Source organism: Inquilinus sp. YAF38, from assembly GCF_052113205.1.
In the GTDB taxonomy this organism is placed as follows: domain Bacteria; phylum Pseudomonadota; class Alphaproteobacteria; order DSM-16000; family Inquilinaceae; genus Inquilinus.
In genome coordinates, this window is sequence record NZ_JBFRCU010000030.1 from 14,061 (window position 1) to 40,397 (window position 26,337).

At 67.5% G+C, this 26,337-nt stretch carries 26 protein-coding genes; 16 read left to right on the forward strand and 10 right to left on the reverse strand.

Features of this window, described 5'->3' with window-relative positions; translation table 11 throughout:
• Position 1: 1 nt before the first annotated feature.
• The 3 genes from AB4Z01_RS15585 to AB4Z01_RS15595 are packed head-to-tail and all read right to left on the reverse strand — an operon-like array spanning position 2 to position 2,997.
• The gene (locus tag AB4Z01_RS15585; RefSeq protein WP_441695067.1) at positions 2 to 1,291 is read right to left on the reverse strand and encodes an HlyC/CorC family transporter; all 1,290 of its coding nucleotides are present in this window, start codon (positions 1,289 to 1,291) and stop codon (positions 2 to 4) included.
• A 5-nt stretch (positions 1,292 to 1,296) separates the two neighbouring features.
• The gene (gene aroB, locus AB4Z01_RS15590; RefSeq protein WP_441695069.1) at positions 1,297 to 2,403 is read right to left on the reverse strand and encodes a 3-dehydroquinate synthase; all 1,107 of its coding nucleotides are present in this window, start codon (positions 2,401 to 2,403) and stop codon (positions 1,297 to 1,299) included.
• A 9-nt stretch (positions 2,404 to 2,412) separates the two neighbouring features.
• The gene (locus AB4Z01_RS15595) at positions 2,413 to 2,997 is read right to left on the reverse strand and encodes a shikimate kinase (protein WP_441695071.1); all 585 of its coding nucleotides are present in this window, start codon (positions 2,995 to 2,997) and stop codon (positions 2,413 to 2,415) included.
• 179 nt (positions 2,998 to 3,176) lie between these two features.
• On the opposite strand from AB4Z01_RS15595, the gene AB4Z01_RS15600 reads away from it, so the two are divergent.
• A complete protein-coding gene (locus AB4Z01_RS15600) occupies positions 3,177 to 3,371 on the forward strand; it encodes a hypothetical protein (protein WP_441695073.1) in 195 nt (64 codons plus the stop codon).
• Positions 3,372 to 3,375: 4 nt separating this feature from the next.
• Positions 3,376 to 4,380 (forward strand): site-specific tyrosine recombinase XerD, encoded by a 1,005-nt coding sequence (locus AB4Z01_RS15605; protein WP_441695075.1) that lies wholly within the window; start codon positions 3,376 to 3,378, stop codon positions 4,378 to 4,380.
• Here the strand turns inward: AB4Z01_RS15605 and AB4Z01_RS15610 are convergent.
• Entirely contained in the window at positions 4,367 to 4,780 is a 414-nt protein-coding gene (locus tag AB4Z01_RS15610) for a GtrA family protein (protein ID WP_441695077.1), read from the reverse strand. The genes AB4Z01_RS15605 and AB4Z01_RS15610 overlap by 14 nt on opposite strands.
• Before the next feature lie 284 nt (positions 4,781 to 5,064).
• Here AB4Z01_RS15610 and AB4Z01_RS15615 point away from each other — a divergent pair, with 284 nt between their 5' ends.
• Entirely contained in the window at positions 5,065 to 5,619 is a 555-nt protein-coding gene (locus AB4Z01_RS15615) for a GNAT family N-acetyltransferase (protein WP_441695078.1), read from the forward strand.
• A gap of 37 nt (positions 5,620 to 5,656) precedes the next feature.
• On the forward strand, positions 5,657 to 6,610 hold the full coding sequence (locus AB4Z01_RS15620) for an acetyl-CoA carboxylase carboxyltransferase subunit alpha (RefSeq protein ID WP_441695079.1): 954 nt from the start codon (positions 5,657 to 5,659) through the stop codon (positions 6,608 to 6,610).
• Between the two features lie 128 nt (positions 6,611 to 6,738).
• On the opposite strand, the gene AB4Z01_RS15625 is transcribed toward AB4Z01_RS15620, so the two are convergent.
• Positions 6,739 to 8,226, reverse strand: coding sequence for a RimK-like ATPgrasp N-terminal domain-containing protein (locus AB4Z01_RS15625; protein ID WP_441695081.1), 1,488 nt, complete (start codon positions 8,224 to 8,226; stop codon positions 6,739 to 6,741).
• Between the two features lie 117 nt (positions 8,227 to 8,343).
• Here AB4Z01_RS15625 and AB4Z01_RS15630 point away from each other — a divergent pair, with 117 nt between their 5' ends.
• Complete coding sequence (locus tag AB4Z01_RS15630; RefSeq protein WP_441695082.1) at positions 8,344 to 8,592, forward strand: ribbon-helix-helix domain-containing protein; 249 nt, start codon at positions 8,344 to 8,346, stop codon at positions 8,590 to 8,592.
• 140 nt (positions 8,593 to 8,732) lie between these two features.
• Here the strand turns inward: AB4Z01_RS15630 and AB4Z01_RS15635 are convergent, their stop codons facing one another.
• The 3 genes from AB4Z01_RS15635 to AB4Z01_RS15645 form a co-directional block, all read right to left on the reverse strand.
• Positions 8,733 to 10,205, reverse strand: a complete 1,473-nt coding sequence (locus AB4Z01_RS15635) for an aromatic amino acid lyase (protein WP_441695084.1) — start codon at positions 10,203 to 10,205, stop codon at positions 8,733 to 8,735.
• A gap of 106 nt (positions 10,206 to 10,311) precedes the next feature.
• Complete coding sequence (gene secA, locus AB4Z01_RS15640) at positions 10,312 to 13,032, reverse strand: preprotein translocase subunit SecA (protein ID WP_441695086.1); 2,721 nt, start codon at positions 13,030 to 13,032, stop codon at positions 10,312 to 10,314.
• A 184-nt stretch (positions 13,033 to 13,216) separates the two neighbouring features.
• A complete protein-coding gene (locus AB4Z01_RS15645; RefSeq protein ID WP_441695088.1) occupies positions 13,217 to 14,527 on the reverse strand; it encodes an esterase-like activity of phytase family protein in 1,311 nt (436 codons plus the stop codon).
• 275 nt (positions 14,528 to 14,802) lie between these two features.
• Between AB4Z01_RS15645 and AB4Z01_RS15650 the strand changes: the two genes are divergently transcribed.
• The 4 genes from AB4Z01_RS15650 (at position 14,803) to mutT (ending at position 18,424) form a co-directional block, all read left to right on the forward strand.
• Positions 14,803 to 15,810: a peptidylprolyl isomerase gene (locus AB4Z01_RS15650; protein WP_441695089.1), complete on the forward strand. Its 1,008-nt coding sequence runs from the start codon at positions 14,803 to 14,805 to the stop codon at positions 15,808 to 15,810.
• A 29-nt stretch (positions 15,811 to 15,839) separates the two neighbouring features.
• Entirely contained in the window at positions 15,840 to 17,069 is a 1,230-nt protein-coding gene (argJ, locus tag AB4Z01_RS15655) for a bifunctional glutamate N-acetyltransferase/amino-acid acetyltransferase ArgJ (RefSeq protein WP_441695091.1), read from the forward strand.
• A gap of 382 nt (positions 17,070 to 17,451) precedes the next feature.
• Complete coding sequence (locus tag AB4Z01_RS15660) at positions 17,452 to 18,012, forward strand: GNAT family N-acetyltransferase (protein ID WP_429224700.1); 561 nt, start codon at positions 17,452 to 17,454, stop codon at positions 18,010 to 18,012.
• Positions 18,002 to 18,424, forward strand: coding sequence for an 8-oxo-dGTP diphosphatase MutT (gene mutT / locus AB4Z01_RS15665; protein WP_441695094.1), 423 nt, complete (start codon positions 18,002 to 18,004; stop codon positions 18,422 to 18,424). The genes AB4Z01_RS15660 and mutT overlap by 11 nt, the downstream gene beginning before the upstream one ends.
• Before the next feature lie 166 nt (positions 18,425 to 18,590).
• Here the strand turns inward: mutT and AB4Z01_RS15670 are convergent, their stop codons facing one another.
• Positions 18,591 to 19,970, reverse strand: coding sequence for a hypothetical protein (locus tag AB4Z01_RS15670; RefSeq protein ID WP_441695097.1), 1,380 nt, complete (start codon positions 19,968 to 19,970; stop codon positions 18,591 to 18,593).
• A gap of 259 nt (positions 19,971 to 20,229) precedes the next feature.
• Here AB4Z01_RS15670 and AB4Z01_RS15675 point away from each other — a divergent pair, with 259 nt between their 5' ends.
• From AB4Z01_RS15675 to AB4Z01_RS15700, 6 genes are all read left to right on the forward strand, one after another.
• Entirely contained in the window at positions 20,230 to 20,538 is a 309-nt protein-coding gene (locus AB4Z01_RS15675) for a type II toxin-antitoxin system RelB/DinJ family antitoxin (RefSeq protein ID WP_441695100.1), read from the forward strand.
• The gene (locus AB4Z01_RS15680; protein ID WP_441695103.1) at positions 20,535 to 20,894 is read left to right on the forward strand and encodes a type II toxin-antitoxin system RelE/ParE family toxin; all 360 of its coding nucleotides are present in this window, start codon (positions 20,535 to 20,537) and stop codon (positions 20,892 to 20,894) included. The genes AB4Z01_RS15675 and AB4Z01_RS15680 overlap by 4 nt, the downstream gene beginning before the upstream one ends.
• A gap of 88 nt (positions 20,895 to 20,982) precedes the next feature.
• Positions 20,983 to 21,483 carry a hypothetical protein gene (locus AB4Z01_RS15685; RefSeq protein ID WP_441695105.1) on the forward strand — a complete coding sequence of 167 codons (501 nt, stop codon included), beginning with the start codon at positions 20,983 to 20,985 and terminating at the stop codon, positions 21,481 to 21,483.
• Between the two features lie 168 nt (positions 21,484 to 21,651).
• Positions 21,652 to 21,789: an antitoxin PaaA2 family protein gene (locus AB4Z01_RS15690; RefSeq protein ID WP_441695108.1), complete on the forward strand. Its 138-nt coding sequence runs from the start codon at positions 21,652 to 21,654 to the stop codon at positions 21,787 to 21,789.
• A 127-nt stretch (positions 21,790 to 21,916) separates the two neighbouring features.
• Positions 21,917 to 22,819 (forward strand): MBL fold metallo-hydrolase, encoded by a 903-nt coding sequence (locus tag AB4Z01_RS15695; protein WP_441695110.1) that lies wholly within the window; start codon positions 21,917 to 21,919, stop codon positions 22,817 to 22,819.
• 161 nt (positions 22,820 to 22,980) lie between these two features.
• Positions 22,981 to 24,333, forward strand: coding sequence for a calcium-binding protein (locus AB4Z01_RS15700; RefSeq protein WP_441695113.1), 1,353 nt, complete (start codon positions 22,981 to 22,983; stop codon positions 24,331 to 24,333).
• Positions 24,334 to 24,443: 110 nt separating this feature from the next.
• Here AB4Z01_RS15700 and AB4Z01_RS15705 read toward each other — a convergent pair whose 3' ends face one another.
• On the reverse strand, positions 24,444 to 25,148 hold the full coding sequence (locus AB4Z01_RS15705; RefSeq protein WP_441695116.1) for a hypothetical protein: 705 nt from the start codon (positions 25,146 to 25,148) through the stop codon (positions 24,444 to 24,446).
• A 172-nt stretch (positions 25,149 to 25,320) separates the two neighbouring features.
• Here AB4Z01_RS15705 and AB4Z01_RS15710 point away from each other — a divergent pair, with 172 nt between their 5' ends.
• Positions 25,321 to 26,337 (forward strand): homoserine dehydrogenase, encoded by a 1,017-nt coding sequence (locus tag AB4Z01_RS15710; RefSeq protein ID WP_441695118.1) that lies wholly within the window; start codon positions 25,321 to 25,323, stop codon positions 26,335 to 26,337.

Below are 26,337 nucleotides of genomic sequence, written 5' to 3' on the forward strand. Positions count from 1 at the left end.
CTCAGCTCTCCTCGGGCTCGACCTCGGCCGGCGGGGTGACGCGCACCGCGGTGATCTGGTTGCGCTGGCGCCGCAGGATCTCGAAGCGGAAGCCGTGGAAGGTGAAGGCCTGGCCGACATCCGGCAGGTGCCGCGCCTCGTGCAGCACCAGCCCGGCGATGGTCGAGGCCTCGTCGTCCGGCAGCCGCCATTCGAAGCGGCGGTTCAGGTCGCGGATGGTGACCGTGCCGTCGATCAGGAAGCTGCCATTGGCCTGCGGGCGGACGCCGGCCACTGGCAGGTCGTGTTCGTCGACGATGTCGCCGACGATCTCCTCCAGGATATCCTCCAGCGTCACTACGCCCTGAAGGCCGCCGTATTCGTCGACCACGACGGCGAAATGCTCACGCCGGGTGCGGAAGGCGTGCAGCTGGTCCAGCAGGCTGGTCGAATCCGGGATGAACCAGGGCTTGGTCGCGATGCGGCGGATCTCCACCCGGTCCGGGTCGCCGCCGGCCGCCTGCAGCGCCCGCAGCACGTCCTTGGCGTGCAGCACGCCGACGATGTTCTCCAGGCCGCCCTGGCATAGCGGCATGCGGGTGTGCGGGCTGTTCAGCATCGCCGTCACCACCTCGGGCGGCGTCAGCTCGGCGTCGATCGCCTGGACGCTGCGGCGATGGGTCATGATCTCCGCCACCGAGACGTCGCCGAGGTCGAGGATCGAGCGCAGCATCTGCCGCTCCTGCGCCACCTCGGCCTCGCTGCCGCGATGCAGCTCGATGGCGCCGCGCAGCTCGTCGACATAATCGGCCAGCCCGACCCGGTGCGGATCGGCGCCGAACAGCCGCAGCACGCCGCGCACGAGCCAGTTCACCAGCCGCACCACCGGGCCCAGCAGCCAGACGACATTCTTGACCGCGGGTGCGATGCCCAGCGCCGCGCGGTCGGCATGATTGATGGCGTAGGTCTTCGGCAGCACCTCGCTGAAGATCAGGATCAGCGCCGTCATCACCACGGTGGCGACGGGCACTGCCGGCGCGCCGAGCACCGAGACCAGCAGGCTGGTCGCCAGCGAGGAGGCCAGGATGTTGACCAGCGTGTTGCCCAGCAGCAGGGCACCGATCAGCCGCTCCTTCTGCTCGCGCAGCCGGTTGACGATGCCCGCCCGCTGCAGCCCATGCGTCTCCAGCTGGTGCATCCGCGCCCGGCTGGCCGCGGTCAACGCCGTCTCCGACCCGGAAAAGAAGGCCGAGGCCGCGAGCAGGACGACGATCCCGGCGAGGTGAAGCAGGAGGACGAGATCGTCGGACATGGGGATCAGGCGGCGATGGCGTCGGCCAGCACCGCGGCGACCGGGTCGGCCGGCACCTCGCTGGTGACGAAGGCCTGGCCGATGCCGCGCACCAGGATGAAGGTCATGCGGCCGTCCCGCACCTTCTTGTCGCGGGTCATGTGGTGCAGCAGGGCGCCGACCGACCAGGCGCGGTCGCGGGCCGGGCGGGTCGGCAGGCCGACCGCCTGCAGGTGCCGGGCCAGCCGGTCGCGGTCTGCGGCCGGGCACAGGCCGAGCCGGACCGACAGGTCGAAGGCCATGACCATGCCGATCGCCACCGCCTCGCCATGCAGCAGCGCATCGCCATAGCCGGTCTCGGCCTCCAGCGCATGACCGAAGGTGTGGCCGAGATTGAGCAGGGCGCGCCGCGCCGCCTCGCGCTCGTCCTCGCCGACGATCTCGGCCTTCATCTCGCAGCTGCGCTTCACGGCCTTGATCATGGCGTCGCCGTCGCCGGCCAGCAGCTTCGGGCCGTTCTCTTCCAGCCAGGCGAAGAAGGCGGCATCGCCCAGCGCACCGTATTTCGCCACCTCGGCGTAGCCGGCGCGCAGCTCCCGCGCCGGCAGGGTGGCGAGAAGGGCAGTGTCAGCCAGCACCAGCAGCGGCTGGTGGAAGGCGCCGATCAGGTTCTTGCCGTGCTTGCTGTTGACCCCGGTCTTGCCGCCGACCGAGCTGTCGACCTGGGCCAGCAGCGTGGTCGGGATCTGCACGAAGTCCAGGCCGCGCAGCGCCGTCGCCGCGGCAAAGCCGGCCAGGTCGCCGACCACGCCGCCGCCGAGGGCGACCAGCAGCGTGCCGCGCTCGATCCCCAGCGCCAGGATCCGGTCCAGCAGCTCGGCCAGGACCGTCATCGACTTGGTCGCCTCGCCCGGCGGCACGGTCAGGGTCTCGGCCGTGATCCCGGCGGCGGCCAGCGATACCTCCAGCGCGGCGCCGTGCAGCCCGGCCACGCGGGCATCGGCGATCACGATCACCCGCTTGCCGCGGCCCAGCGCGGCGATGCGCTGCCCGGCCTCGGCCAGGGCGCCGGGACCGATGACGATGTCGTAGCTGCGTGGGCCCAGCCCGACGCGGATGGTCTCTCGTGTCATCTCAGGGATTCAATCTGCCTGCCCCGCATGGGCTGTTTCGGTCGCGGCCGCCTCGGCCGCCAGATGGGCATCGATCGTGGCCAGCACCCGGTCGACGGTCTCCTCGACCGGGCCGTCGCGGCTCTCCACCGTCATGTCGGCCAGCGCGTAGATGGGATGGCGGCGTTCCATCAGCCCCTCCAGCACCGCTTTCGGGTCGCCCTGGCGCAGCAGCGGCCGGTTGCCGCGCTTGGCGGTGCGCGCCGCCAGCACCGCCAGCTCCGCCTTCAGCCACACCGACAGGCCGTGCTCGGCGATCACCGCCCGGGTCTGCGGGTCCATGAAGGCGCCGCCGCCGGTCGACAGCACCTGCACCGGGTCGTGCATCAGCCGGGCGATCACCCGCCGCTCCAGGTCGCGGAAGGCGGGCTCGCCATAGCGCTCGAAGATGTCCGGGATGGTGCAGCCGGCCGCTGCCTCGATCTCGTGGTCGGCATCGATGAAGCTTAAGCCCAGCCGCGCGGCCACGCGCTTGCCCACCGCGGTCTTGCCGGCGCCCATCAGGCCGACCAGAACGAGGGTACGGGGCAAGGGATGGTGCAGCGTGGTGATCATCGATCCTCTTCCGGGGCCCGGCCCGATCCTAGCCTCGGGCGGGCATAGCTGGCGGGGCGAGGCGATTTGCCGCCGCCCCGCCGACCGCCTAAGATAGGGTTGCGCCGGGCCCGCCGCATCTGCTTTCTCCAGCCCTGGCCCGCGCATCGGCCTGAATTCACACCTGTCAGGGGTCCGTCTTGTCCCGTCGTCGTTCGAAGTCGCGCTTTTCGCAAGGTTCCGGTGGTGGCGGCGGGGGCGGTGGCCTCGGCCGGGTGCTGGCGATCGCCGTGCTGCTGGTCATCCTCGGCGGCGGGGTCGCGCTTGCGGTGATCGATTTCCGGCCGCCGACCCAGACGGTCGAGAAGGTCATCCCGAACGACAAGTTCAAATAGCGCGGTGCCCGAGGCCGCAGCCCCGAAGCGCCGGCGCGGCCGTCCACCCGCCGCGCGGCTGCTGCCCCCGCCCGCGGTCGAGGCCTTCCTCGACATGCTGGTGGCGGAACGGGGCGCCGCCGCCAATACTCGCGAGGCCTATGGCCGCGACCTGCTCGACCTGAACCGCTTTCTCGAGGGCCGCGGCGGCGCCGTCGACCAAGCCGTGACCGAGGATCTGCGAGCCTATCTCGGCGACCTGGCACGGCGGGAGGGTGCGAAGGGCGGCCGCACCGCAGCGCGCACCGCCGCCCGCCGCCTGTCGGCGATGCGGCAGTTCTACCGCTTCCTGGTGTCGGAAGGCCGGCGCCAGGACGATCCCTCCGCCGCGCTCGATTCCCCGGCGCTCGGCCGGCCGCTGCCGAAGCTGCTGTCGGAGGCCGAGGTCGAGGGCCTGATCGGCGCCATCTCGGGCCTGTTTGCCGATCCGGAGCGGCTGGCCGAGGGGCTGCGCCTGCTGGCCCTGCTCGAGATCCTCTATGGCGGCGGGTTGCGGGTGTCCGAACTGGTCGGGCTGCCGCTCTCGGCCTTGTTGCGGGACGGGCGGGCGCTGATCGTCCGCGGCAAGGGCGACAAGGAGCGACTGGTGCCGTTGTCGGAGCCCGCGCGCGACGCCATCGTCGCGTATCTGCCGCATCGCGGCGTGTTCTTCGTCAAGGGCCGCGACCGCGGCTTCCTGTTCCCGTCGCGCACCGCCCGTGGCGGCTGCCTGACCCGGCAACGATTCGGCCAGCTGCTGAAGGACCTGGCGGTCGAGGCCGGGATCGAGCCCAGCCGGGTCAGCCCCCACGTGCTGCGCCACGCCTTCGCCACCCATCTGCTGTCGCACGGTGCCGATCTCCGCTCGGTCCAGACCATGCTCGGCCACGCCGACATCGCCACGACGCAGATCTACACCCATGTTCTCGGTGACCGGCTGCAGAGCCTGGTGGCATCGGCCCATCCGCTGGCCAAGCTCAAGCGGCCTTAGCCGGAGATCCGGCGAAGCTCCACAGCCGATTCGCCAGGAAGCCCCAGAACAGGACGATCAGCGTGGTCACGGCCTGGGCCGGCAGAAAGGGCACGCCGATTCGGCCGACCAGCAGTGCCATCAGCAGGCCGGTCCAGGCGAAGCCGCCGGCGGCGACCAGGGCGAATCGCCAGCCCGCCTCGCGGTGTGGCCGGCCGCCGGCAAAGGTCAGCCGCCGGTTGAGCACATAGGAGACCAGGCCGCCGGCGACATAGCCGGCCAGCGTCGCCGGCAGCGGCGCCGCCGCGCCCGATTCGACCAGCCCGGCCGCCACGGCATAGTGCATGGTGGTCGCGACCAGCCCGGCCGCCGCATAGCGGATGAACTGGCGGTGGATCGCGGGAAACGGCAGGGCCTGCATGCGGCCTGTCCTGGCACAGCCGCTGCCCGGGGTCATATGTCATCGCCGTAAGCATTTGCGTTGACAGCAAGGCCCGGTTGCGGTTTCGCTGTTGCCGCTGAATCCTCTTGGAACGGACGACGTGACCTTCCTGCCCCCGACGCCGCGACGACGACGCCGACTGCCCGCCCTTCGCGGCGCGGCGGCCTGAGGCGTTCCGGGGTGCCTGCGACACCATGATGCGGGCAGGACGGAAGCCGGTTGGCGCGCGAACCGACGCTCTCCGTTCCAAGGATCCTTCTCCAGTGTATCTCCTGAAGACCGAACGGCCGCGGGATGCGGCCGAAGTCGACGCCCTGCTCGACCTCGCCTTCGGCCCGAACCGGCAGACCAAGGTCTCCTATCGCTACCGTGACGGCATCGCGCCGGTGCACGGCCTGTGCTTCGTGGTGCGCGAGGACGGCCGGCCCAGCGGCCGGATCCTCGGCTCGATCCGGTACTGGCCGATGCTGGTCGACCCGGGCCTGCCGACGCTGCTGCTGGGGCCGCTCGCGGTGCGGCCCGAGCTGCGCGGCGCCGGCGTCGGCGCCACGCTGATGCGCGGCAGCATGAAGCGGGCCGCCGATATGGGCCACCGCATGGTGCTGCTGGTCGGCGACCTCGCCTACTACGCTCGCTTCGGCTTCCAGCCGGCAGCCCCGCTGGGCTTCGTCATGCCGGACGAGCAGCCGCACCGGCTGCTGGTGGCGGAGCTTCGGCTCGGCGCGCTGGAGGATGTTCCGGGCGGCACCCTGCTACGGGCGGACGCTGCGGTCAGCCCTGCACAGATTTCGGTCTCAATGCGCGCTGCCCTGTGTTAGACAGCCCCCCGATCCCGAGGGCCAGTCTCAACGCGGTATGAAGACCTTTCTCGAATTCGAAAAGCCGATCGCCGAGATCGAAGGCAAGATCGAGGAGCTTCGGCACATCACCGACGCCGGCGAACTCAACATCGCCGACGAGGTCTCCCGGCTTCAGACCAAGGTCGACAAGCTGCTTCGCGACACCTATCGCGGGCTGACGCCGGCGCAGAAGGTGCAGGTCGCGCGGCATCCGAATCGGCCGCATGCGCTCGACTATATCCAGGGTCTGATCACCGAGTTCCAGCCGCTGGCGGGCGATCGCGCCTTCGCCGAGGACCGCGCCATCATCGGCGGCCTCGGCCAGTTCGAGGGCCGTTCGGTCGTGGTGATCGGGCAGGAGAAGGGCAACGACACCGAAAGCCGAATCCGGCACAATTTCGGCATGGCCAAGCCCGAGGGCTACCGCAAGGCGCAGCGCCTGCTCGACCTGGCCGACCGCTTCCATTTGCCGGTGATCACCTTCGTCGACACCGCCGGCGCTTATCCCGGCGTTGCGTCGGAGGAGCGCGGCGTGGCCGAGGCTATCGCCAAGTCGATCGAATCCTGCCTCAAGGTGCAGGTGCCGCTGGTCTCGGTGGTGATCGGCGAGGGCGGCTCCGGCGGCGCCATCGGCATCGCCGTGGCCGACCGGGTGCTGATGCTGGAGCACTCGATCTATTCGGTCATCTCGCCGGAAGGCTGCGCCTCGATCCTGTGGCGCAGCAGCGCGCAGAGCCAGGAGGCCGCGGCGGCGCTGAAGCTGACGGCACAGGACCTGAAGCAGCTCGGCGTCATCGATGGCGTGATCGAGGAGCCGGTCGGCGGCGCCCACCGCTTCCCGGACGAGGCGTTCCGAGCCGTCGGCGACGCGATCGGATCGGCGCTGGCCGGGCTGGTCGACCTCGACGGCAAGACCCTGCGCGGCAAGCGGCGCGAGAAGTTCCTGGCGATCGGCCAGAACCTGGGCTGAGCGCCCAACCGAATACGAATCCGTCATCGCGAGGCGCATAGCGCCGTGGCGATCCAGCGGCACCGGCCCCTGGATCGCCACGCCCCTGCGGGGCTCGCGATGACGGTTTCGGGTAAGCGAGAGACCAGCTACCAGATCGACCCCGCGGCCCGGGCCGGCGCCCGCTCCTCGCCGGCCTCGATCCGCTCCAGGAAGTGCCCGAGCAGGCGCTCATAGAGCGCGTCGCCCAGGCAGGCATCCTCCAGCCCGACATCGATGTTAGGGTTGTCGTTGACCTCGATCACCACCGGGCCCTGCGCCGTCTCCTTCAGGTCGACGCCGTACAGGCCGGTGCCGATCAGGGCGGCGGCGGCCAGCGCGGCCGAAAGCACCGCGGGCGGCACGGCGTCGAGCGGCACCGGCTCGGTCGCGCCCTCCTCGCTGGGTCCGTTTTCACCGTGGCGGAAGATCTGCCAGTGGCCGCGCACCATGCGGTAGCGGCAGGCGAAGAGCGGCCGGCCGGCCAGGACGCCGATGCGCCAGTCGAAATCGGTGTAGAGGTATTCCTGCGCCAGGATCAGGCGCGACCGGCGCAGCAGCCGACGACCCGCCACCGGCAGCTCGGCCGGGGTGTCGACCCGGACGACGCCGCGCGAGCAGGCGCCGTCCGGCACCTTCAGCACCAGCGGAAAGCCCAGCGCCTCGCCGGCGGCGGCCAGCGTGTCGGCCCGGACCGCCAGCGTGCGCGGCTGTGCCACGCCCTCGGCCTTCAGCCGCTCATGCAGGAACACCTTGTTGCAGCAGCGCAGGATCGACACCGGGTCGTCGATCACCGGCAGGCCCAGCCGGGCCGCGGTTTCGGCGAAGATGTAGCTGGGCGACTGCAGCGCCGTGGTCTCACGGATCAGCAGCGCATCGAAGCCGCCCAGGCGCGGCAGGTCGCGATGGCCGAGGCATTCCGTGTCGATGCCCATCGACGACGCCACGTCGCGCAGCCGGACGATGGTGCCGGGCTTGGACGGCGGCAGCGGGTCGTCCGGGTTCACCAGCACCGCCAGCCTAGGGGCGCGGCGAAACGGGCGCGGGGCTGGCGGGGGGCCGGCCAGCCGCTCCAGCGCGGCGCGCAGCAGGCGCTGCTGGCGCGGATCCAGCCCGGCCAGCGGCTCCGCCACCGCCTGCAGCAGTTGCACTCGGACCGTGTCGATCTGCAGGGTCATCAGCGGCAGGCCGAACGCCTCATAGGCCGCCTCGGCGACCTCCTGCAGATGCGGCTTGTTGCAGCGGCCCAACGCCACGAACAGGCGCCGCGGCAGGACCAGGCGCCCGCTGTGGCGGCGCAGTGCGGCCAGGGCGCGGTCGACCGGCGCGTGCCGGCTGCGGACCAGCCGGTCGTCGGCCTGATCGGCGAGATCCGCCGCGGTCGGGATCGCGGCATAGCCGCGAGCTTCGGCGATCAGCGAGACATAATAGCCGAAGGAGAGGGGGCGCTGGTCGCGGCACAGATTGATCACGGTAATGCCGGGTTGCGGCAGATGGCGCCCGTCCAGCAGGTCATCGGGGGCGACGACGTGGCATTGGGGAGGCAGGTCGTCTGCCAGCCCATAGGGCTCGTCGGCGACGATCAGAGTGATGGCCATGGGTCCATGCGTGATGTGGCAATGGCCGTCAGCGTCTGCCCGATCCGGATAAATTCGCCATTCGGATTTGCAGATCGGTGCCCCTCGGGTCGAAGATGTCCAACTCAGGAGGGCACGATGTCTGCCACCCGCTGGAATCTCGTCGTCTCGCAATCGACCAAGATTGCCGTGCGCCGGTTCCTGGCCAACCAGGGCGGCGGCCGTAGGGGCGACGTTTCTCACTTTGTCGAGGAGGCGGTGCGGATCCGTATCCTGGAGCTGACGGCGGCGCAGGCCAAGGCGGCCAATGCGGATGTCGAGCCGCACGTCCTTAATGCAGCGATCGATGAGGCTCTGGCGTCGACCAAGGATTCTCCCGAGAATTAATGATTCAAAGAAGAGGATGTTATTTTTTTATTGTCATTGCCGGGCTTGAGTCGGCAATCCAGAAGCTGTCGACAATCTCTGGATGCCCGGGTCAAGCCCGGGCATGACTGTTGGGTGAGTCCGATCATCAATCGGCTCACTTATTCTCGGAGATCTTCTACAGAAAACGCTCGTTCGGTGAACTTCTCGGCGAGGCGGCCGAGCTCGGGGCCGAGGACGCGGTCCTCCGCCACCGGTGGCACCAGGCTGCGGACCTCATCGACCAAGTCCCGCAGCGCCGGCGTGGCCGCGCGGCCGGTGACGTGCAGCGCCTGGGACGCGATCACCGAAAGCATCGCCAGCGCGGCGTCCAGGCAGCGGCCGGCGCGCTCGTCCTTGGCCCAGGCCAGGAAGGCCGGGGCAGCAACGTCGTCCTGGCCGGCGCCCGCCGCCTCGGTGCCGGGCAGGAAGGTGCGCTGCGCCGCCGCCTTGGCCTGCTCGAGATATCCGGTCACCGCCATCGGCACATAACCCAGGCTACCATGGCCGTCGCTGTCGCTCGGGTCGCGGCCGACCATCAGCAGGTCGGGCAGGTGCGACACCCGGCCGGCCAAGAGCTTCGAGCTGTGGCGGTCGCACAGAAGGCAGAGATCGGCCCAGATCGCAGCGAGGTCGTCCAGCGCCGGGGCCGCCATGGCGTTGTGATAGCCACCGGTGCTGAGGCAGCGGCCATCCGGATAGCCCGGTCCCGCCTCGTCGGGCGGGATGTAGACCGGGTTGTCGGAAGCCGCAGCCAGCGACACCGCAGCCGCCCGCTCAGCCGCCGCCAGCGCCCGGTGTGCCTGGCCCAGCAGCCGCGGGACGATGCGGTAGCTAACCGGGGCTTGGTAGGCGCGCCGCCCGTCGCCGGCGCCGTCCAGCAGCGCGCGCAGGTTGCGCAGCGCCGCGGCGTCGTGCGCGTCGCCCCACAGCGTGTCCAACGCCGCGTCGTAGTGCTCCAGCGGCGCCCGAAAGGCCTCGATCGACAGGGCGAAGACGCTCTCCGCCAGCCGGATTCGGTTGCGCGCCGCCAGGGCCGAATCGGCCAGCAGCGCCGCGGCGCAGGGCGAGCCGTTGATCAGCGACCCGCGCTCCTTGACCTCGAGGTCGAAGCCGGCGCTGAGCGCGGCGAACAGCGGGTAGAGCGCCAGGATCTCGCCGGCCCCGCCTTGGCCGCTGGCAGGCACCGAAGGCAGCGGTCCGCCGTCCAGCATGGCGGCGACGGCCAGCGCGATCCGCGGCGTGGTGGCGGCATGGCCTTCCAGGAAATTCGCCAGCCGGGCCACGACGATGCCGCGCACCACCCGCTCCGGCAGCTTGTCGCCGAAGGCGGTGGCGGCGGCGAAGGCCTTGATCCGGGCGTGGCGATCGCGCTCTTCCGGCCGCAGCCGCCGGTCGGCCAGCTCGCCCATCGCCGTGGTCACGCCGTAGATCACCAGGTCCGGATCGGTGTCGATCAGCCGCAGGAAGGCGGCGCGGCATTCGGCGATCCGGGCCAGCGCTGCCTCGGTGATGCGGACGCCCTCGCCCTGCCAGGCGACACGGCGCACCGCGTCCAGGGTGATGTCGGCTCTCCTGGTCAGGGCCACTGTCATTCGCGTTCGCTCCCGTTTCGGCAGCGTCAGCTTGGCAAAAGCAAAGGCCGGCGGCGATGGAGATTCGCCGCCGGCCTTGCCGGTCCGAACTGCCGTGCCGTGGGGCTTACGCCACCGAACCGTGGCAGTGCTTGAACTTCTTGCCCGAGCCGCAGGGGCAGGGGGCGTTGCGCGGTGTGTCGGCCCAATCCGGATTGAGGGCGAAGGCCGCACTCGCCGCCGCCACCGCGCCGTCGGCGGTGGCCATCGCCGGCTCCGGCAGACCCAGCGCCGGATCGAAACGGCTTTCATGCATCTCGCGCTGCATCGCCGCGCGCTGCTGGGCCTCGACGTCCTCCGGCCGGGTGACGCGCAGCTCGACCTGGGCCAGCACCTGGGTGACGTTCTCGCGCAGGCCGGCCAGCATCTGCTCGAACAGATTGAACGCCTCGGCCTGGTATTCGCGCAGCGGGTCGCGCTGGGCATAGGCCCGCAGGTTGATGCCCTGGCGCAGATGGTCCAGCGTCAGCAGGTGGTCCTTCCAGCTCTGGTCCAGGATCTGCAGCAGCAGGCTTTTTTCCGCCATCTGCATGATCTCGGCGCCATAGGCCTCGACTTTGGCGGCCATCTTGGCGTCGGCCGCCTGCTGGATCCGCTCCTCAATCTCGCGGTCGGCGATGCCCTCTTCCTTGGCCCATTCCCGCACCGGCAGGTCCAGGCCGAAGATACGCAGCACCTCCTCGTGCAGCCCGTCGATGTTCCACTTCTCGGCGTAGCTGTTCTCGGGGATGGCGCGGGCGACCATCGCGGCCACCACCTCCTGCCGCATGTCGGCGACCATGACGCTGGCATCGGCGGCCTGCATGATCTCGCGGCGCTGCTCGTAGATCACCTTGCGCTGGTCGTTCATCACGTTGTCGAAGCGCAGCAGGTTCTTGCGGATGTCGAAGTTGCGCGCTTCGACCTTCTCCTGCGCCTTTTCCAGCGCCCGGTTGATCCAGGGGTGGATGATCGCCTCGCCCTCCTTCAGGCCGAAGCGGCGCAGGATGCCGTCCAGCCGCTCGGAGGCGAAGATCCGCATCAGGTCGTCTTCCAGCGACAGGAAGAACTTCGACCCGCCGGGGTCGCCCTGGCGGCCGGAGCGGCCGCGCAGCTGGTTGTCGATGCGGCGGCTCTCATGCCGCTCGGTGCCGACGACGTAGAGGCCGCCGGCCGCCAGCACGATCTCCTTGTTCTTCGCCACCTCGGCCCGGATCTCGGCCTCGCGCTGATCGCGCGCCGCCGGGTCGTCGATGCCGGCAAGCTCCAGCGCCACCCGCATCTCGACATTGCCGCCGAGCTGGATGTCGGTGCCGCGGCCGGCCATGTTGGTGGCGATGGTCACCGCGCCGGGCCGGCCGGCCTGGGCGACGATATAGGCTTCCTGCTCGTGGAAGCGGGCGTTCAGCACGTTGTGCGGGATCTTCTCGCGCTGCAGCAGCGCCGCCAGCGTCTCCGACTTCTCGATCGACACGGTGCCCACCAGCACCGGCTGCTGCCGGGCGTTGCACTCGCGGATCAGGGTGACGATGGCGTCGTATTTCTCGCGGACGGTGCGGTAGACCTCGTCGTCCTCGTCCTTGCGGGTGACCGGGACGTTGGTCGGGATCTCGACCACTTCGAGATTGTAGATCTCGCCGAACTCGGCGGCCTCGGTCTGCGCCGTGCCGGTCATGCCGGCCAGCTTCGGATACAGGCGGAAATAGTTCTGGAAGGTGATGGAGGCGAGGGTCTGGTTCTCGCGCTGGATCTCGACCCGCTCCTTGGCCTCGATCGCCTGGTGCAGGCCCTCGGAGTAGCGCCGGCCCTCCATCATGCGGCCGGTGAATTCGTCGATGATGATGACCTTGTCATCCTTGACGATGTAGTCCCGGTCCAGCTGGAACATCACATGGGCGCGCAGGGCCTGAGTGACGTGGTGGACGGCGTTCACGTTATGAATGTCGTAGAGGTTGTCGCCCTGCAGCAGGCCGGCGTCGATCAGCAGCTGCTCGATCTTGACCTGGCCGGCCTCGGTCAGGGCGACGGTGCGCTGCTTCTCGTCGTGCTCGTAGTCCTCGACCGCGACCAGGCTCGGGATCAGCCGGTCGACCCGCATATACATCTCCGACGAATCCTGCGCCGGGCCGGAGATGATCAGCGGCGTCCGCGCCTCGTCGATCAGGATCGAATCGACCTCGTCGACGATGGCGAAGTTGAACGGCCGCTGGACCATGTCCTCCAGCCGGAACTTCATGTTGTCGCGCAGGTAGTCGAAGCCGAACTCGTTGTTGGTGCCGTAGGTGATGTCGAAGCCGTAGGCCGTCCGGCGCTCGTCGTCGGTCAGGCCGTGGACGATGCAGCCGACGCTGAGGCCGAGGAAGCGGTAGATCCGCCCCATCCACTCGCTGTCGCGCTGGGCCAGGTAGTCGTTGACGGTGACGACGTGGACGCCCTTGCCGCTCAGCGCGTTGAGATAGACGGCCAGGGTGGCGACCAGGGTCTTGCCTTCGCCGGTCTTCATCTCGGCGATCTTGCCCTGATGCAGCACCAGGCCGCCGACCAGCTGCACATCGTAATGGCGCTGGCCGAGCACCCGCCTGGCCGCCTCGCGCACCGTGGCGAAGGCCTCCGGCAGCAGCGCGTCGAGCGCCTCGCCCTTGTCCAGCCGGGCGCGGAACTCCTGCGTCTTGGCTTGCAGCTGGTCGTCGCTGAGCGCCTGGAACTGCGGCTCCAGGGCATTGGTCTCGACCACCGGGCCGGTGATCAGCGTCTTGACGAAACGGTCGTTGGACGAACCGAACAGCTTTCGGGCGAGCGCACCGAACATCGAAACCTCGACTTGGCAGGGAGAGCACGCGGACGCACTCCCCCAGGAATTTGGGGCCGCGCCACGCCGCTTTCAACGCGCAGCCGCAGCCGGAGTCCGGCGCTGCCGTCGAAAGCGCCCGGGCCTACGGGCGCGGCACCATAGCCGAAGGTCTTCGCCCTGCCAATCGGATCGACTGGCCGGATCAGCTCGCCGGGTCGGCGGCGATGGCGCTGCCCTTCAGCACCACCGGGCGGGTGGTCTCGCCGGTGATACCGAAATCGCTGTCGTTGATCATCAGCAGCGACCCGTCGCCGGTCAGCGCCAGCCCCTCGATCTTGACCGGCACCTCCGGATGGTCGGCGCTGTCGAAGCGCAGGATCTTGGTCACCGGCACGATCTTCGCGGCGGTCAGATCTTTCGACTGTTCGAGGCTCGGCGCGGTCGCCAGCTCGTCCCAGGCGGTGCCGTGCACGTCGGTGGCGCCGGCCAGCGACACCTCATACAGCTTGGTGGTGCCGTCGGTCCGCTCCAGCACCAGGAAGCGGTCGGCGCCGAGGCCCATCATCTCGCTGATGCGCGGGCTGTTCTGCTTGTCCGACGGGTCCAGCCGGAAGCTCTGCGGATCGTCGAGCGTGTAGACATATTCGCCGATGACCGCGAGCGTCGCCGGGTCGAGGGTCCACAGCCGAGCGTTCTTCGAGGCCTTGTAGGCATCGGCATCCGGGTTGGCGAGCGGGTTCTGGATGATGGTGGCCAGGCGCTTGTTGTCCGGGGTGATCGCCAGCGATTCCAGGCCGCGGTTGAGGAAGCGCTTGGCAAGGACGGCCGGCAGGCCGCCATCGACCGGGTAGTGCGCGGCCTTGAAGTCGTCCTCGGTGCCCTGCGGCACCACCCGGCGCAGGATCTTGCCGTCGGCCGCGACATGCAGCAGCGAAGGGCCGTTCTCCTCCGACACCCAGAAGCTGCTATCGGCCATCGGCACGACCGCTTCGGCGTCGACCGCGTCCGGGTTCTGCTCGAGCTTATGGCCCGCAAGATCGATCGGCTGCTCGGTCGAGGCGTGGGTCAGCGGGTTCAGCAGGCCGTTGACCGGCTTGCCGTCGCCGTCGCGCAGCGGCAGCACGGTGTCGACCGTGTAGGTGCCGCCATCCTGCAGCGTGATCCGGTAGATCGTCGGCGAATAATTCGGCTGCGGATAGATGCGGGCGTTCTTGAGGTCGCCGCAGATGGTCTTGCCGTCGACCCCGAACACGTCTTTCACATCGCCGCAGGTGAAGTTGGCGCCGCGGTCGGAGATGGTCCAGAAGGTCATCGGCGGGTCGCCGGCGCGGCGGCCGGCGCCGCTGCCGATGCCGACATTCAGCTCGCGGGTCTTGCCGCCGGGTACCGAGATGCTGCCGAGCGCCAGCTTCGGGTCGGTGCTGGTGTAGCTGGTGATGGTCTCGGCCGCCAGAACGGCCGGCGCGATCGTGATCGACAACGCGAGCGCCGCGACGAAGGGACGGAACGCCATGAACCTCTCCTTAATTCTTTGTCACGTCGAACCGGCCGGCCGCGGAAGCGGCGCCGGGAAGCCGCCCGTCTTCTAGGATTTGCCGCGTGTCGCGCCGGTGACGACTGGGTGAAGCTTTGATGACAGCGGTCCTTGGTCCGCTTGTGCCCGGTTTCGGCCTGTGCTTTACCTGTCGGCCACGTCGCGCAGCTGGCGCCGCCGCGATCCCATGACCGGATGCCGGCATTCCTCCGCCGAGGCGCCACTCGTCCCACCGTTCTGAAAGGACGCGTTTGATGTCTTCCCTCGCCCTCCGCCTGCTCGCCGGCGCGGCTGCCCTGACGCTCCTGGCCGGTCCGGTCCTGGCCCAGGATGCGACCAAGCCCGCCGAGGCCCCGGCCACGGCAGCTCCCGCCGCCGCCCCAGCCCCCGCGGCTGCCGGCGACCAGGCCGGCAAGCCCGACGATCCGGTCGCGGCCACGGTGAACGGCCAGCCGATCCTGCGCTCCGAGGTGCTGGAGGCGATCAACAGCCTGCCGCAGCAGTACCGCCAGATGCCGGTCGAGATGCTGGTGCCGCTGATGGCCGAGCAGGTGGCGACCGCCCGCCTGGTGGCGCAGAAGGGTGTCGATGCCGGGCTGCAGAACGACCCGGAGGTCAAGGCGCGGCTGGAGACGGCCGAGCGCCGGATCATCCAGGACGTCTGGCTGCAGCGCCAGATCAAGGCCAAGGTCACCGACCAGGCGATCCAGGACGCCTACAAGAAGTACCTGGCCGACAACCCGGCGCAGGACCAGGTCAAGGCCCGCCATATCCTCGTCGACAGCGAGGACAAGGCCAAGGACCTGATCAAGAAGCTGGAGGGCGGCGCCAAGTTCGAGGAGCTGGCCAACGCCAACACCACCGACCCGTCGGGCAAGGAGTCGGGCGGCGACCTGGGCTGGTTCTCCAAGGAGCAGATGGTGCCGGAATTCGCCGACGCCGCCTTCAAGCTGGAGAAGGGCAAGTTCACCACCACCCCGGTGAAGAGCCAGTTCGGCTGGCACGTCATCCTTCTCGAGGACAAGCGCACCCTGCCGCAGCCGACGTTGGACGAGGTCAAGCCGCAGCTCGAGGAGCAGCTGTCGCAGCAGCTGGTGCCGCAGATCATCGCCGAGGTGAAGCAGGGCGCCACGATCGTGGTCATGGGCCAGGACGGCAAGCCGCTGCCCCCGCCCAGCACCGACGCACCGGCAGCGCCGGGCGCCGACCCGGCGGCCCCGGCCGCCACCGACCCGGCCGCGCCGCCCGCGCCGGCGAAGTAACCGGCACCACGAGACGGGGGGAGGGGACCATGGCCGGAGCATTGCCGCGTTCGCCGCTCGCGCCCGAGCGGCTGCCGGATCTGGCGCCGATCGCCGGCGTGCGGCTGGCCGCCGCCGCCTGCGGGCTGAAGAAGACGGGGGCGCCGGACGTGCTGTTCGTCGCCCTCGACCCCGGCACCAGCGCGGCGGGCGTCTTTACCCGCTCGCGCTGCCCCTCCGCCCCGGTGGATTGGTGCCGCCGGGCCTTGCCGAAGGGCTCGGCTCGGGCGGTGGTGGTCAACGCCGGCAACGCCAACGCCTTCACCGGCCAGGCCGGGGTGAAGACGGTGGCGGCCACGGTGGTGGCGGCGGCGAAGCAGGTCGGCTGCGACTGGGAGGAGGTGTTCATCGCCTCCACCGGCGTGATCGGCCAGCCGCTGCCGGAGGACCGCGTCGCCCGCCACCTGCCGGATCTCGCCCAGGCGCTGGGTGAAGACTGGGCGGCCGCGGCGGAGGCGATCCGCACCACCGACACCTTCGCCAAGGGCGCGACCCGCACCGCCACGATCGGCGGCACCACGGTCACCCTCACCGGCATCGCCAAGGGCTCGGGCATGATCGCGCCGGACATGGCGACGATGCTGTCCTTCGTGTTCACCGACGCGGCGATCCCGGCGCCGCTGCTGCAGCAGACGCTGACGGCGGCGGTGGACCAGTCGTTCAACGCCATCACGGTCGACGGCGACACCTCGACCAGCGACACGCTGATGCTGTTCGCCACCGGCAAGGCCGGCAACCCCGTTCCGGCCGCGGCGGCCGACCTCGCCGATTTCCAGCGCGCGCTGGACGACCTGACCGCCGACCTGGCGCGCCAGGTGGCGTGCGACGGCGAGGGCGCGCAGAAGCTGATCACCAWTGCGGTCAAGGGCGCGATCTCCGACCGCTCGGGCCGGCGCATCGGCCTGGCCATCGCCAATTCGCCGCTGGTGAAGACCGCGGTGGCGGGCGAGGACGCGAATTGGGGCCGCATCGTCATGGCGGTGGGCAAGTCGGGCGAGCCGGCGGACCGCGACAAGCTCGGCATCGCCATCGGCGGCGTCCAGGTGGCGCGCGACGGCATGGTGGTCGACGGCTATGACGAGGCGCCGGTGGCGGCGCATATGAAGACCCGGTCGATCGAGATCGAGGTCGATATCGGCATCGGCCGCGGCCACGCCACGGTCTGGACCTGCGACCTCACCCACGGGTATATCTCGATCAATGCGGATTACAGAAGCTAGCCCGGACTGAAGCGGAGCTGGCGCGGACGAACTGAGGTCGGGTCACGCCAGTGCATCGGGGCAGGGGCAGGATATCGAGCATCTTCACGTTGCCTCTCCCGACGGCGAGGCCTTTTCGGACATGCCAGGGCTCGCTCCCTTCTAGTCCCCCCTCCCCTTGCGGGAGGGAGCCAGGGGGAGGCGTCTGCGCGCATCCGCGCGCGAACGCGCACATGACCAGCCTGACCGTCTGGTCCGGACCATCAGGATTCTGGCAGCGCTCGACGGCGAAAACCCCCTCCCCCTACTCCCCTCCCGCGAGGGGAGGGGGGACTCATTGGGGGCGTGCGGCCGAAGTCGTGCCCGGAGAGACAACACCCTCCCGCCAAGGGCCCGTGGCCCCGTGACCGACCTGCCGGAGGATCTGGAGACCGAGCGGCTGCGGCTGCGGCGTCACCGCCCCTCCGATGCCGGCGAGATCACCCATCTGCTGGACGATTGGGAGGTGGTGCGCTGGCTGTCGGACGTGCCCTATCCCTACAGCTTCGCCGATGCCGAGGACTGGATCCGGACCGCGGAGAAGCGCTGGATCGCCGGCCGCGACTACCAGTTCGTGGTGACGCTGCCCGACAGCGGCGCGGTGATCGGCCATATGGGGCTGTCGATCGCGACCAATGGCCGGGTCGGCAGCTTCGGCTATTGGTTCGGCCGGCGCTACTGGGGCCAGGGCTATGCCACCGAGGCGGCGCAGGCGGTGATCGCCTTCGGCTTCCTCGATTTGCGGCTGGAGCGGATCCAGGCCGCCTACCACCCCGACAACGCCCCGTCGGGCCATGTCCTGGTCAAGGCCGGGCTGATGACCGACGGCATCAAGACCATCGAGTTCAAGGCGCTGGGGCAGACGGCGCCCTGCCCGCTCTTCGCCCTCAGCCGCCAGGATTACCTGAAGATCTATGCCGCCTGAACCGCTTCCCCCGCTGCCGGTGGTGCTGGTCGTCGCCGTCGCCCTGGTCGATGCCGATGGCCGCGTGCTGATCGCGCAGCGGCCCGAGGGCAAGTCGATGGCCGGCCTCTGGGAGTTCCCGGGCGGCAAGGTCGACCCGGGCGAGACGCCGGAGGCGGCGCTGATCCGCGAGCTGCGCGAGGAGCTGGCGATCGACACGGAGGAGAGCTGCCTGGCCCCCTTCACCTTCGCCAGCCACCGCTACGAGCGCTTCCACCTGCTGATGCCGCTGTATCTCTGCCGCCGCTGGCAGGGCACGCCGCAGCCGCTGGAGGGCCAGGCGCTGGCCTGGGTGGCGCCGAACAGGCTGCGCGAGTACCCGATGCCGCCGGCGGACAAGCCGCTGGTGGCGATGCTGAGGGATGTGGTGTGAGCGGATGCTACCGAGGTGTGTGGACTAGGAGCGTAGCAGTCCGGGCCGGCCGTAGCCCGATCTAGTGTTGCGACCGAGATGGAAGAATACAGCCTGATTGGCTACTTCTTCGGTGTTATAGTCGGCGCTGAAAGCATCTCGTCAGATTTTATCCTTTAACGTTCATCTATAATTTTGCTGGACGGCCTCTCTCATTTCCCCTGCCTTCCATGAACTTCGGGGTCACCTGGATTTGTGGATGCATTGCGTCTTTACGCTTTCTTACAGAAGAACACAGTTTGTCGTGCAAGCCTCCTAGCCGTTCGACGTTAAGCATATCCTGCGCAATATTTCGGAATACGCGAGCAAATGGCTTATTGCGATAAGCCCTGAAGATTTGGTTGAGTTTTGTTCCTATTCCAATACTGGGTCCTGACAAACCCAGGGAGATCGAAGTTTGCAGGCCTCCTTCAGTAGTGACGGCATATTCCTTTAAGAGCGAAGCGCACGACTGTTCCAAAAATCCTAGAATGCTATTGACCTCCCTGTATCTATCCTGATTGGAGAGATGGGCTAAATTATGCAGAATGACCCGGCATTCTCGAAAGACGCCTATGTCCCTCGTCTGGAGAGCCAAATCAATGCATTGCTTAGGATTATCAGTTTTGGATATAAAATAAGCAGTAAAAAATGGTAGCTTCATCGCAAATCTAGCTCCTCCGCTGGTGTCGACAATTTTTACAAGCGTCTCCTGTGTCCTGGATTTCAACCTATGTAGCAGGTTATTGACTTGCGATCTGGATTCTATTCTACAGCAACTCTCGCAGAATGCATCTCGCAACGGAGCCAAGAAGGCGTCCGCTTCCTTCATGGCCGCAACGGAGTTGTAAAAATGTGACCTCTCCGCAGTCCATCCGTAACCAAAAACTAATCTATCCAGCAGGCTTTTAGATGATTCGCCCTTATATCTGTCGTTGCTTGAAGCGAAAGCTCTAACAAGCCCCTTTATATCGGTTATTTCAGGATGTTGTTCAATTGATAGGTTTGGCAAGAATCCCTCTCCGGCGGACGTGGCGCCAGCATCGGTGCTTTCGTTTCTAAATATGCTGTCGATTGCGGATTCATAGTGCGCGTTACGCGTGTCGTTTACTAAAAATGACAATGTCAAATATTCACTAGAGACAAATATGTCCCAACGCAATTGTGGATCAATTCGAAGAGACTCAAAAAAGCTAACCACATCCCCCGCTGGCTTTGAGCCATCAAACGAGAACACCATATCTTTCGCGAAATTGGCTGCATTCCGCGCGAGTGAATCGTATATTTCAGTTTCAATATTTAGGAAATCAACAAAACCAAAATTTTTCAACCTCTGCGATCTGAAATTATCTTTATAATCGTCAACGCCAATGATGGCATCGCTAAATAGTATCGCGGTGATAAGCTTTTCAAAACACAGAATATCGTTATCGATATTGCTTAGATTGACAGTTTGACTTTCCCCAATCAAGCGTTCGACACCGCTTAGAGTAGCGTTGTCAACAAGAATACGGCGGTTCGTCGTCATGCTTGGAAACCAGTTGCCGATTATGCATTGCCTTCTCCCTCATGCTGAGGCAGCAGAAAGCAAGCCGATTCGATGGTAACTGGTCCTGGATGGCGCGCAAGCATTGGTCTGCCCCCTGGGCTGAGACAGAAGATTTAGGGTGACGGGGCGCCTGGTTCTGGAAGCGCACCGGTGTTCATGATGCCGCGGGCGAGCCTCCGGCCGCCAGCTTGACGCGTAATGCGATTGAAGTACACTATGATCGCACAGGAGGATCGACATGGTGGCGAGCGCACTGATCCAGACCCGCATCGACCCCGCTTTGAGGGATAAGGCGTCGCTGGTGCTCGCGCAAATGGGGCTGACCGTGTCCGATGCGGTGCGGATGCTGCTCACCCGGGTCGCGAATGAGGGGGCCCTTCCGGCCGGGCTGGCGGTCGACCCGGAGACCCATGACGCCTGGGTCCGCGCGAAGGTGCGGGAAGCGCTTGACGATCCGCGGCCGGACATCTCGCATGAGGAGGTCGAAGCCAGGTTCGCCGCTCGGCGGGCCCAGACACGGCGCAAGCTGGCCGCCGCCAAATCTTGAAACTGTGCTGGCGCCCGGCCGCCGAGGCCGATCGTCTCGCCATCTACGACCACATCGAAGCCGACGATCCGCAAGCAGCCGAGCGCGTCGATGAGCGGATTCTCGTTCGCATCCTGACCCTGCTCCAGCTGCCGCATAGCGGGCGGCCGGGGCGGGTCGAGGGCACCCGCGAGTTGACCGTCGGGCGCACGTCCTATTTCGTGATCTACCAGATCGAGGACGACACGGTGAGGATCCTGCGCATCCTGCACAGCGCGCGGGAGTGGTCGGAGGACCTGATCGACGAGCATTGGCCTTTGAGCGCCGACCCTACGAATCCTCGATTGCATCGGACTCGACACCCCCCTGACACCTGAACTTCACTGTCTCGGTTCAGAGGTGCAGTCCAATCGCCGCCTGAAGCCTCAATTCGCGCACGGCACCGAATCAGCAGAGGAGACACCGGTGTACCGCAACTATCGCGACATCACGTCCCTGATCCCGCAAAGCCCGACGTGGTTCGATGAGAAGCGGGTGCCCCGGTACTGCGACTTTCATCCGGACCAGGCGGCCAATATCTATGCGAAGCGGGCCGCCCTGCTGCTGATCACCTGCCAGAGTTGCGGGCATCCGTTCAAGGTGTGCGTGACGGCGGCCACGAATCAGGAGACGGTGCGCTTGGGGAAGTCCCTCGCCGACGAGCTGCAGGACGGCACACTGGACTATGGCGATCCCCCGAACATCGGCTGCTGCTCGCCCGGGCCGAGTATGAACAGCATTCCGCGCCGCGTGCTGGAATACTGGGTCCGAACGCCGAAGATGCCGGTGGAAGGGGAATGGTATCGGGACGAGACCATCGAGGGTACTTACGTCCCCGCACTCACGGAGGAGTGGCAGAAGCGGATGTATCGAGGCGAGAGCGATGCCGATCCCGCTCCGCCCAAGTCGGGGCAGGAGCCGGACTAGGCGCCGCGTCCCGTTCAGGCCGTCTCCCTCGCCGGACTTCCGGGGCAGCCCATCGGGGTCAAGCGATGGCGGCCGAGCCGTGTCGAAGAGGAAGCGGTGCGGCGGATCAAAGGCTGGAGACGCTGGATGGCCACGCCCCTGCGGGGCTCGCCATGACGGGTTGGGGGCTTGGCTATTTGGGTCCGCGCGAAGGTGCGGGAAGCGCTTGACGATCCGCGGCTGGACATTCCTAATGAGGAGGTCGAAGCCAGATTTGCTGCGCGGCGGGCGGAAACCCGGCGCAGGCTGGCCATAGGCAAATCCTGAAGCTGCGCTGACGTCCGGCCGCCGAGGCCGATCGTCTCGCCATCGACGATACCATCGAGGCCGGCAATCCGCGGCGGCCGGACGCGTCGATGGGCGGATCCCGGCCCGCATCCTGACGCGGCTCCAGTTGCCGCATGCAGTCGCGGTGCAGCCCCATCCGGGCGCGGTCACCGGCGTTCCAGCAGCGATAATCGACCCGATCCACCATTCGCCTTTGCGACAGGGGGCCCTCATGATCGTGACATCTCACAGCAACACCGTCCTCGCCAGCACGTCCGGAGCGTGGCGCGTCTGGTCGCTCTCGGACGGCCATCTCGATATGCCGGCGGAGCTTCTGCGCGACCCGCAGGACAAGCCGGTGCCGCACGCTGCGCCGGCCGGGGCGCCGCTTCGCCTGTCGGTCAATTGCTTCGCGCTCGCAGGTCCGGGCGTCGACGGCGTCCTGATCGACAGCGGCGGAGGGGGCTGGGCCCCGACATTGGGCCGGCTCGAGCGGACCATGGCGGAGGCCGGGATCGACCCGGCTTCGATCACGGTCCTGGCGCTCACCCACGGCCATCAGGATCACGTGCACGGGCTGTTGACCCCGGACGGCCGGGTGCTGTTTCCGAACCTGAAGGCGATCGTCATTCCCGAGGCGGCCGTGGAGGGCTTTTTCGCCGAGGCGCGCCTGGCGCAGTTCGGGCCCTTGCTGAAGCCGATCCGGAGTGGCGACCTGGTGGCCGAGCGGCTGAGGGCGGTCGCCCTGCCCGGTCATGCTTCCGGTCACACCGGCTACGCCTTCGATACGGACGAGGACCGTTTCCTGTTCTTCGGGGACGTCGTTCATGTGCCGGCCCTGCAGTTCGGCACTCCCGCGTTGAGCTGGGGCTATGACGACGATCAGCCGACCGCACGCGCAACTCGCCTGAAGGTGTTCGACGACGCGGCCGAGGCGGGGATTTGGATTGCCGGCGCGCATCTCGGCTGGCCGGGCATCGGCCGCGTGGTGCGGACGGGCGAAGCCTACGGCTATGAGCCGGCAGCGTGATGGAATTGCGCTGACAGGATGGAATTCTCGATGAACCGTCGTGGAACCTGCCGATCAGCGGCCCCATGCGCCTCGAATGCCGTCTCCGCTGCGCTTCGTTCCGATTGAAATCGTCACATCAGACGGGCTACGTCAGGTTCGGGAACATGGAGGGGAAGAGAATGCCGAACGAAATCTACGGAACCGAGCGCAACGACATCCTTCGCGGAACGGACCAGGCCGACGATATCTGGGGCGACAAGGGCGACGACCTGCTGTTCGGCGGCGCCGGTGACGATTGGCTGATCGGCGGGGCCGGGGCGGATCATCTGACCGGCGGCGCCGGCGTCGACGGCATCAGCTACGTCGGCAGCAAGGCCGGGGTGATCGTGATCCTGGGCCAATCGGCATCACATGGCGACGCCGAGGGCGATGTCATCGCCGCCGATATCGAGAATCTGGCGGGCACGAACCACAACGACCGGCTGAGCGGCGATGACGGCGACAATTCGCTGTACGGCGCCGATGGCGACGACGTGCTCAACGGCCATGGCGGCGGCGACAGGCTGTTCGGCGACTGGGGAGCCGACACCCTGCTGGGCGGTTCCGGCAGCGATTCGCTGGTTGGCGGCACCGGCGACGATGTGCTGCGCGGGGATGCCGGAAACGACTGGATCGACGGCAGCGAGGGGCAGGACCGGATCTCTGGGGATGCAGGGCTGGATACCGCCAGCTACTGGCGCAGCAGCGTCGGGGTGAGGGTGGATCTCGCCGCCGGCAGGGGCTTCCTTGGCGACGCCGCCGGGGACCGCCTGGAGTCGATCGAGGCGGTCGAGGGATCCGACTTTGCCGATACGCTGATCGGCAGCACCCGGGCCGACCGCCTCGCCGGCCGCGGCGGCGCCGACAATCTGCATGGCGGGGCCGGAGACGACACCCTGATCGGTGGTGCCGGCGCCGACCGGCTGGACGGCGGCTCGGGCATCGACACCGCCAGCTATGCCGGGGCCACCGGGCCGGTCAAAGCGGATCTGGCGGCCGGCAAGGCCAGCGGCGGCGAGGCCCAGGGCGACCTCCTGGTCTCGATCGAGAACGTCGTCGGCAGCCAGGGCGACGACAGCCTTGTCGGCGATGACCGCGCCAATATGCTGGAAGGCGGAGACGGCGGCGATGTCCTGCGTGGCGGCGCGGGACGGGATATCCTGGCCGGCGGCCCGGGCGGCGATCGCTTCGTGTACACGGCGATCGACGACAGCGGCATCGGCGTCAATGCCGACCGCATCACCGACTTCATCCGCTTCCAGGGTGACAGGATCGACCTGTCGGCCATCGACGCCAATGCCGGCGCGGCCGGCAACCAGGGCTTCTCCTTCATCGGCGCGGGCCTGTATTCCCACCATGCGAGCGAGCTGCGCTTCGCGGTCATCGACGGCGAGACGATCATCGCCGCAGACACCGATGGCGACGGTGGGTCCGATTTCCAGATCGTGCTGACCCGCGTCATCAGTCTGGAAGCATCGGATTTCGTCCTGTAGGCCCGGTCCGGCCGCTTGCCATGCGGGGCAGGCGGCCGGCCGCGCCCGGCTTCGGGCCGGTTCGCCTCCCCGGGCCGGAGGGCCAGTGACCGTACCGACATCGGACGCCGCTATGAATCGGCACGGCGCCTTTTCATCTCTCGCCACGCGGATTCACGCTGTCGGATCGTTCTCAAGAAATTGATGCTATCGAGGACAAAATTATCTTCCTCGGGAAATTCGCTTCTGATCTGCGAGACCTCTTCTCCTGCGCGGATACGGCGGACGATGTTCAGCCCGCGGATCCCGCGCTTCAGTTCGGATTCATTCCAATAATCATTGCTGAGGGGATTGGGAAATCTGGGCACCCGTCTGCCGGCTCCAGCCTCGACCACTCTGGAAAAGAGTTCAAACTGCTCGGCGGATGCGGCGATTCCCCACCTCAGGACTGAAACTCTCACATAGAGATCGAGGTCCAGAAGACATTCTGCCAAGGCAATTCCGATAGGCTCATCGTAGTATCTCGCGCTCCCTATGAACTCAACGAAGGCGCGCCGACAGTAAGAAATAGAATCATCTGCAAGCTGGAGCACGGGAATCTTGAGATCTTCGACCGGATCGCCCAATTCGCAGAGATAGTATGCGCCAAGGAGGCGGTCGCGGGATTTTTCGGAATTTAGAAGGTTTATGAGCGGATCTAGATCTATTCCCTGCCGCCATCTTCCGATCAGATATCGACCCGCCCTGTATCTGAAGTCGCGATCGTCCTCTTCGCCGGCGGATTGGATTCGGCTTACGAGGTCAGCCGCGGAGAACTCCGATGGGTCATTTTTCATGTCTCATAATTTCGCCTGTCAGGCGCGTGGTGGTCGTCGACGCTTATCCAATTATCCATATCACAATCAGCAACTGCGGTGACAGTCTGGATGGCCACGCCCTCGGGCTCGCCATGATGGGTTGGGATTTGGAAACTGCGCTCCTGATTCTGCGCCGGAACGAGGACAAGACATGCTGATCAACGCAGCGCTGATGGGGCTCGGCAGCGTCAACCGGAACCTGCTCACGATCCTGGCCAAGAAGGCGGACGTGCTGCAGCGCGACCACGGCATCGGCTTCCGCATCGTGCTGGTCGCCGACAGCCGCGGCGTCGCGGTCGACCCCGCCGGGTTCGATCCGGCCGGGATCGTCGCCCGCAAGGCGGCCGGGGGCTCGACCGCGGATCTGCCCGGCTATCGCGGGGCGGTTCCGGTGGAGAGCCTGCTGGCCGGCATCGACCTGGTGTTCGAGGCGTCGCCGGTCGACCTGCGCACCGGGGGGCCGGGGCTGGCGCTGACGCGGGCGGCGCTGGAGCAGGGCATCTCCGTCGTGCTGGCGAACAAGGCCCCGGTGGTGCTGGCCTTCCGCGAGCTGCACGAGACGGCCGCACGGACCGGGGCGGGGCTGAAATACAGCGCCACGGTCTGCGGCGGGCTTCCGGTCCTCAACATCGGGCGGCGCGACATGATCGCGGGCGAGATCCTGAAGCTGCGCGGCGTGTTCAACGCCACCACCAACTTCATCCTGGACGAGATGGCCGGCGGCGCGGCCTATGGCGATGCGCTGGCGGAGGCCCAGCGCCGCGGCATCGCCGAGGCCGACCCGTCGCTCGACGTCGACGGCTGGGACACGGCCAACAAGCTGCTGATCATCGCCAACAGCCTGCTCGGCGCCGACATCGCGCTCGCCGATATCGCGGTCACCGGCATCGCCGGCGTGACGGCGGAGAGGATCGCGGCCGAGGCGGCGCAGGGGAAGGTCATCCGGCTGGTCGCGAGCGCCGAGGCCGGGCGCTATGCCGTGGCGCCGGTCGCCCTGCCCGCCGCCGACTTCCTGGCCCAGTGCCGGGGCTGGGAAATGGCGGTCGAGATCCACACCGACATCTACGGCATCAGCTTTCACAAGCTGTGGGAGCGCGAGCCCACGCCCACGGCCGCGTCGATGCTGCGCGATGCGGTGCATATCTTCGCGGCCCCGGAGACGCTTTGA

What these genes read in the sequence shown, in the direction of transcription:
- AB4Z01_RS15610 (WP_441695077.1), bottom strand. Translation starts at nt 4,780, where the DNA reads ATGCAGGCCCTGCCGTTTCCCGCGATCCACCGCCAGTTCATCCGCTAT.
- secA (WP_441695086.1), bottom strand. Translation starts at nt 13,032, where the DNA reads ATGTTCGGTGCGCTCGCCCGAAAGCTGTTCGGTTCGTCCAACGACCGT.
- AB4Z01_RS15645 (WP_441695088.1), bottom strand. Translation starts at nt 14,527, where the DNA reads ATGGCGTTCCGTCCCTTCGTCGCGGCGCTCGCGTTGTCGATCACGATC.
- AB4Z01_RS15700 (WP_441695113.1), top strand. Translation starts at nt 22,981, where the DNA reads ATGCCGAACGAAATCTACGGAACCGAGCGCAACGACATCCTTCGCGGA.
- AB4Z01_RS15710 (WP_441695118.1), top strand. Translation starts at nt 25,321, where the DNA reads ATGCTGATCAACGCAGCGCTGATGGGGCTCGGCAGCGTCAACCGGAAC.
- AB4Z01_RS15705 (WP_441695116.1), bottom strand. Translation starts at nt 25,148, where the DNA reads ATGAAAAATGACCCATCGGAGTTCTCCGCGGCTGACCTCGTAAGCCGA.
- AB4Z01_RS15670 (WP_441695097.1), bottom strand. Translation starts at nt 19,970, where the DNA reads ATGACGACGAACCGCCGTATTCTTGTTGACAACGCTACTCTAAGCGGT.
- AB4Z01_RS15585 (WP_441695067.1), bottom strand. Translation starts at nt 1,291, where the DNA reads ATGTCCGACGATCTCGTCCTCCTGCTTCACCTCGCCGGGATCGTCGTC.
- AB4Z01_RS15675 (WP_441695100.1), top strand. Translation starts at nt 20,230, where the DNA reads ATGGTGGCGAGCGCACTGATCCAGACCCGCATCGACCCCGCTTTGAGG.
- AB4Z01_RS15625 (WP_441695081.1), bottom strand. Translation starts at nt 8,226, where the DNA reads ATGGCCATCACTCTGATCGTCGCCGACGAGCCCTATGGGCTGGCAGAC.
- AB4Z01_RS15650 (WP_441695089.1), top strand. Translation starts at nt 14,803, where the DNA reads ATGTCTTCCCTCGCCCTCCGCCTGCTCGCCGGCGCGGCTGCCCTGACG.
- AB4Z01_RS15635 (WP_441695084.1), bottom strand. Translation starts at nt 10,205, where the DNA reads ATGACAGTGGCCCTGACCAGGAGAGCCGACATCACCCTGGACGCGGTG.
- AB4Z01_RS15595 (WP_441695071.1), bottom strand. Translation starts at nt 2,997, where the DNA reads ATGATCACCACGCTGCACCATCCCTTGCCCCGTACCCTCGTTCTGGTC.
- mutT (WP_441695094.1), top strand. Translation starts at nt 18,002, where the DNA reads ATGCCGCCTGAACCGCTTCCCCCGCTGCCGGTGGTGCTGGTCGTCGCC.
- aroB (WP_441695069.1), bottom strand. Translation starts at nt 2,403, where the DNA reads ATGACACGAGAGACCATCCGCGTCGGGCTGGGCCCACGCAGCTACGAC.
- AB4Z01_RS15620 (WP_441695079.1), top strand. Translation starts at nt 5,657, where the DNA reads ATGAAGACCTTTCTCGAATTCGAAAAGCCGATCGCCGAGATCGAAGGC.
- AB4Z01_RS15630 (WP_441695082.1), top strand. Translation starts at nt 8,344, where the DNA reads ATGTCTGCCACCCGCTGGAATCTCGTCGTCTCGCAATCGACCAAGATT.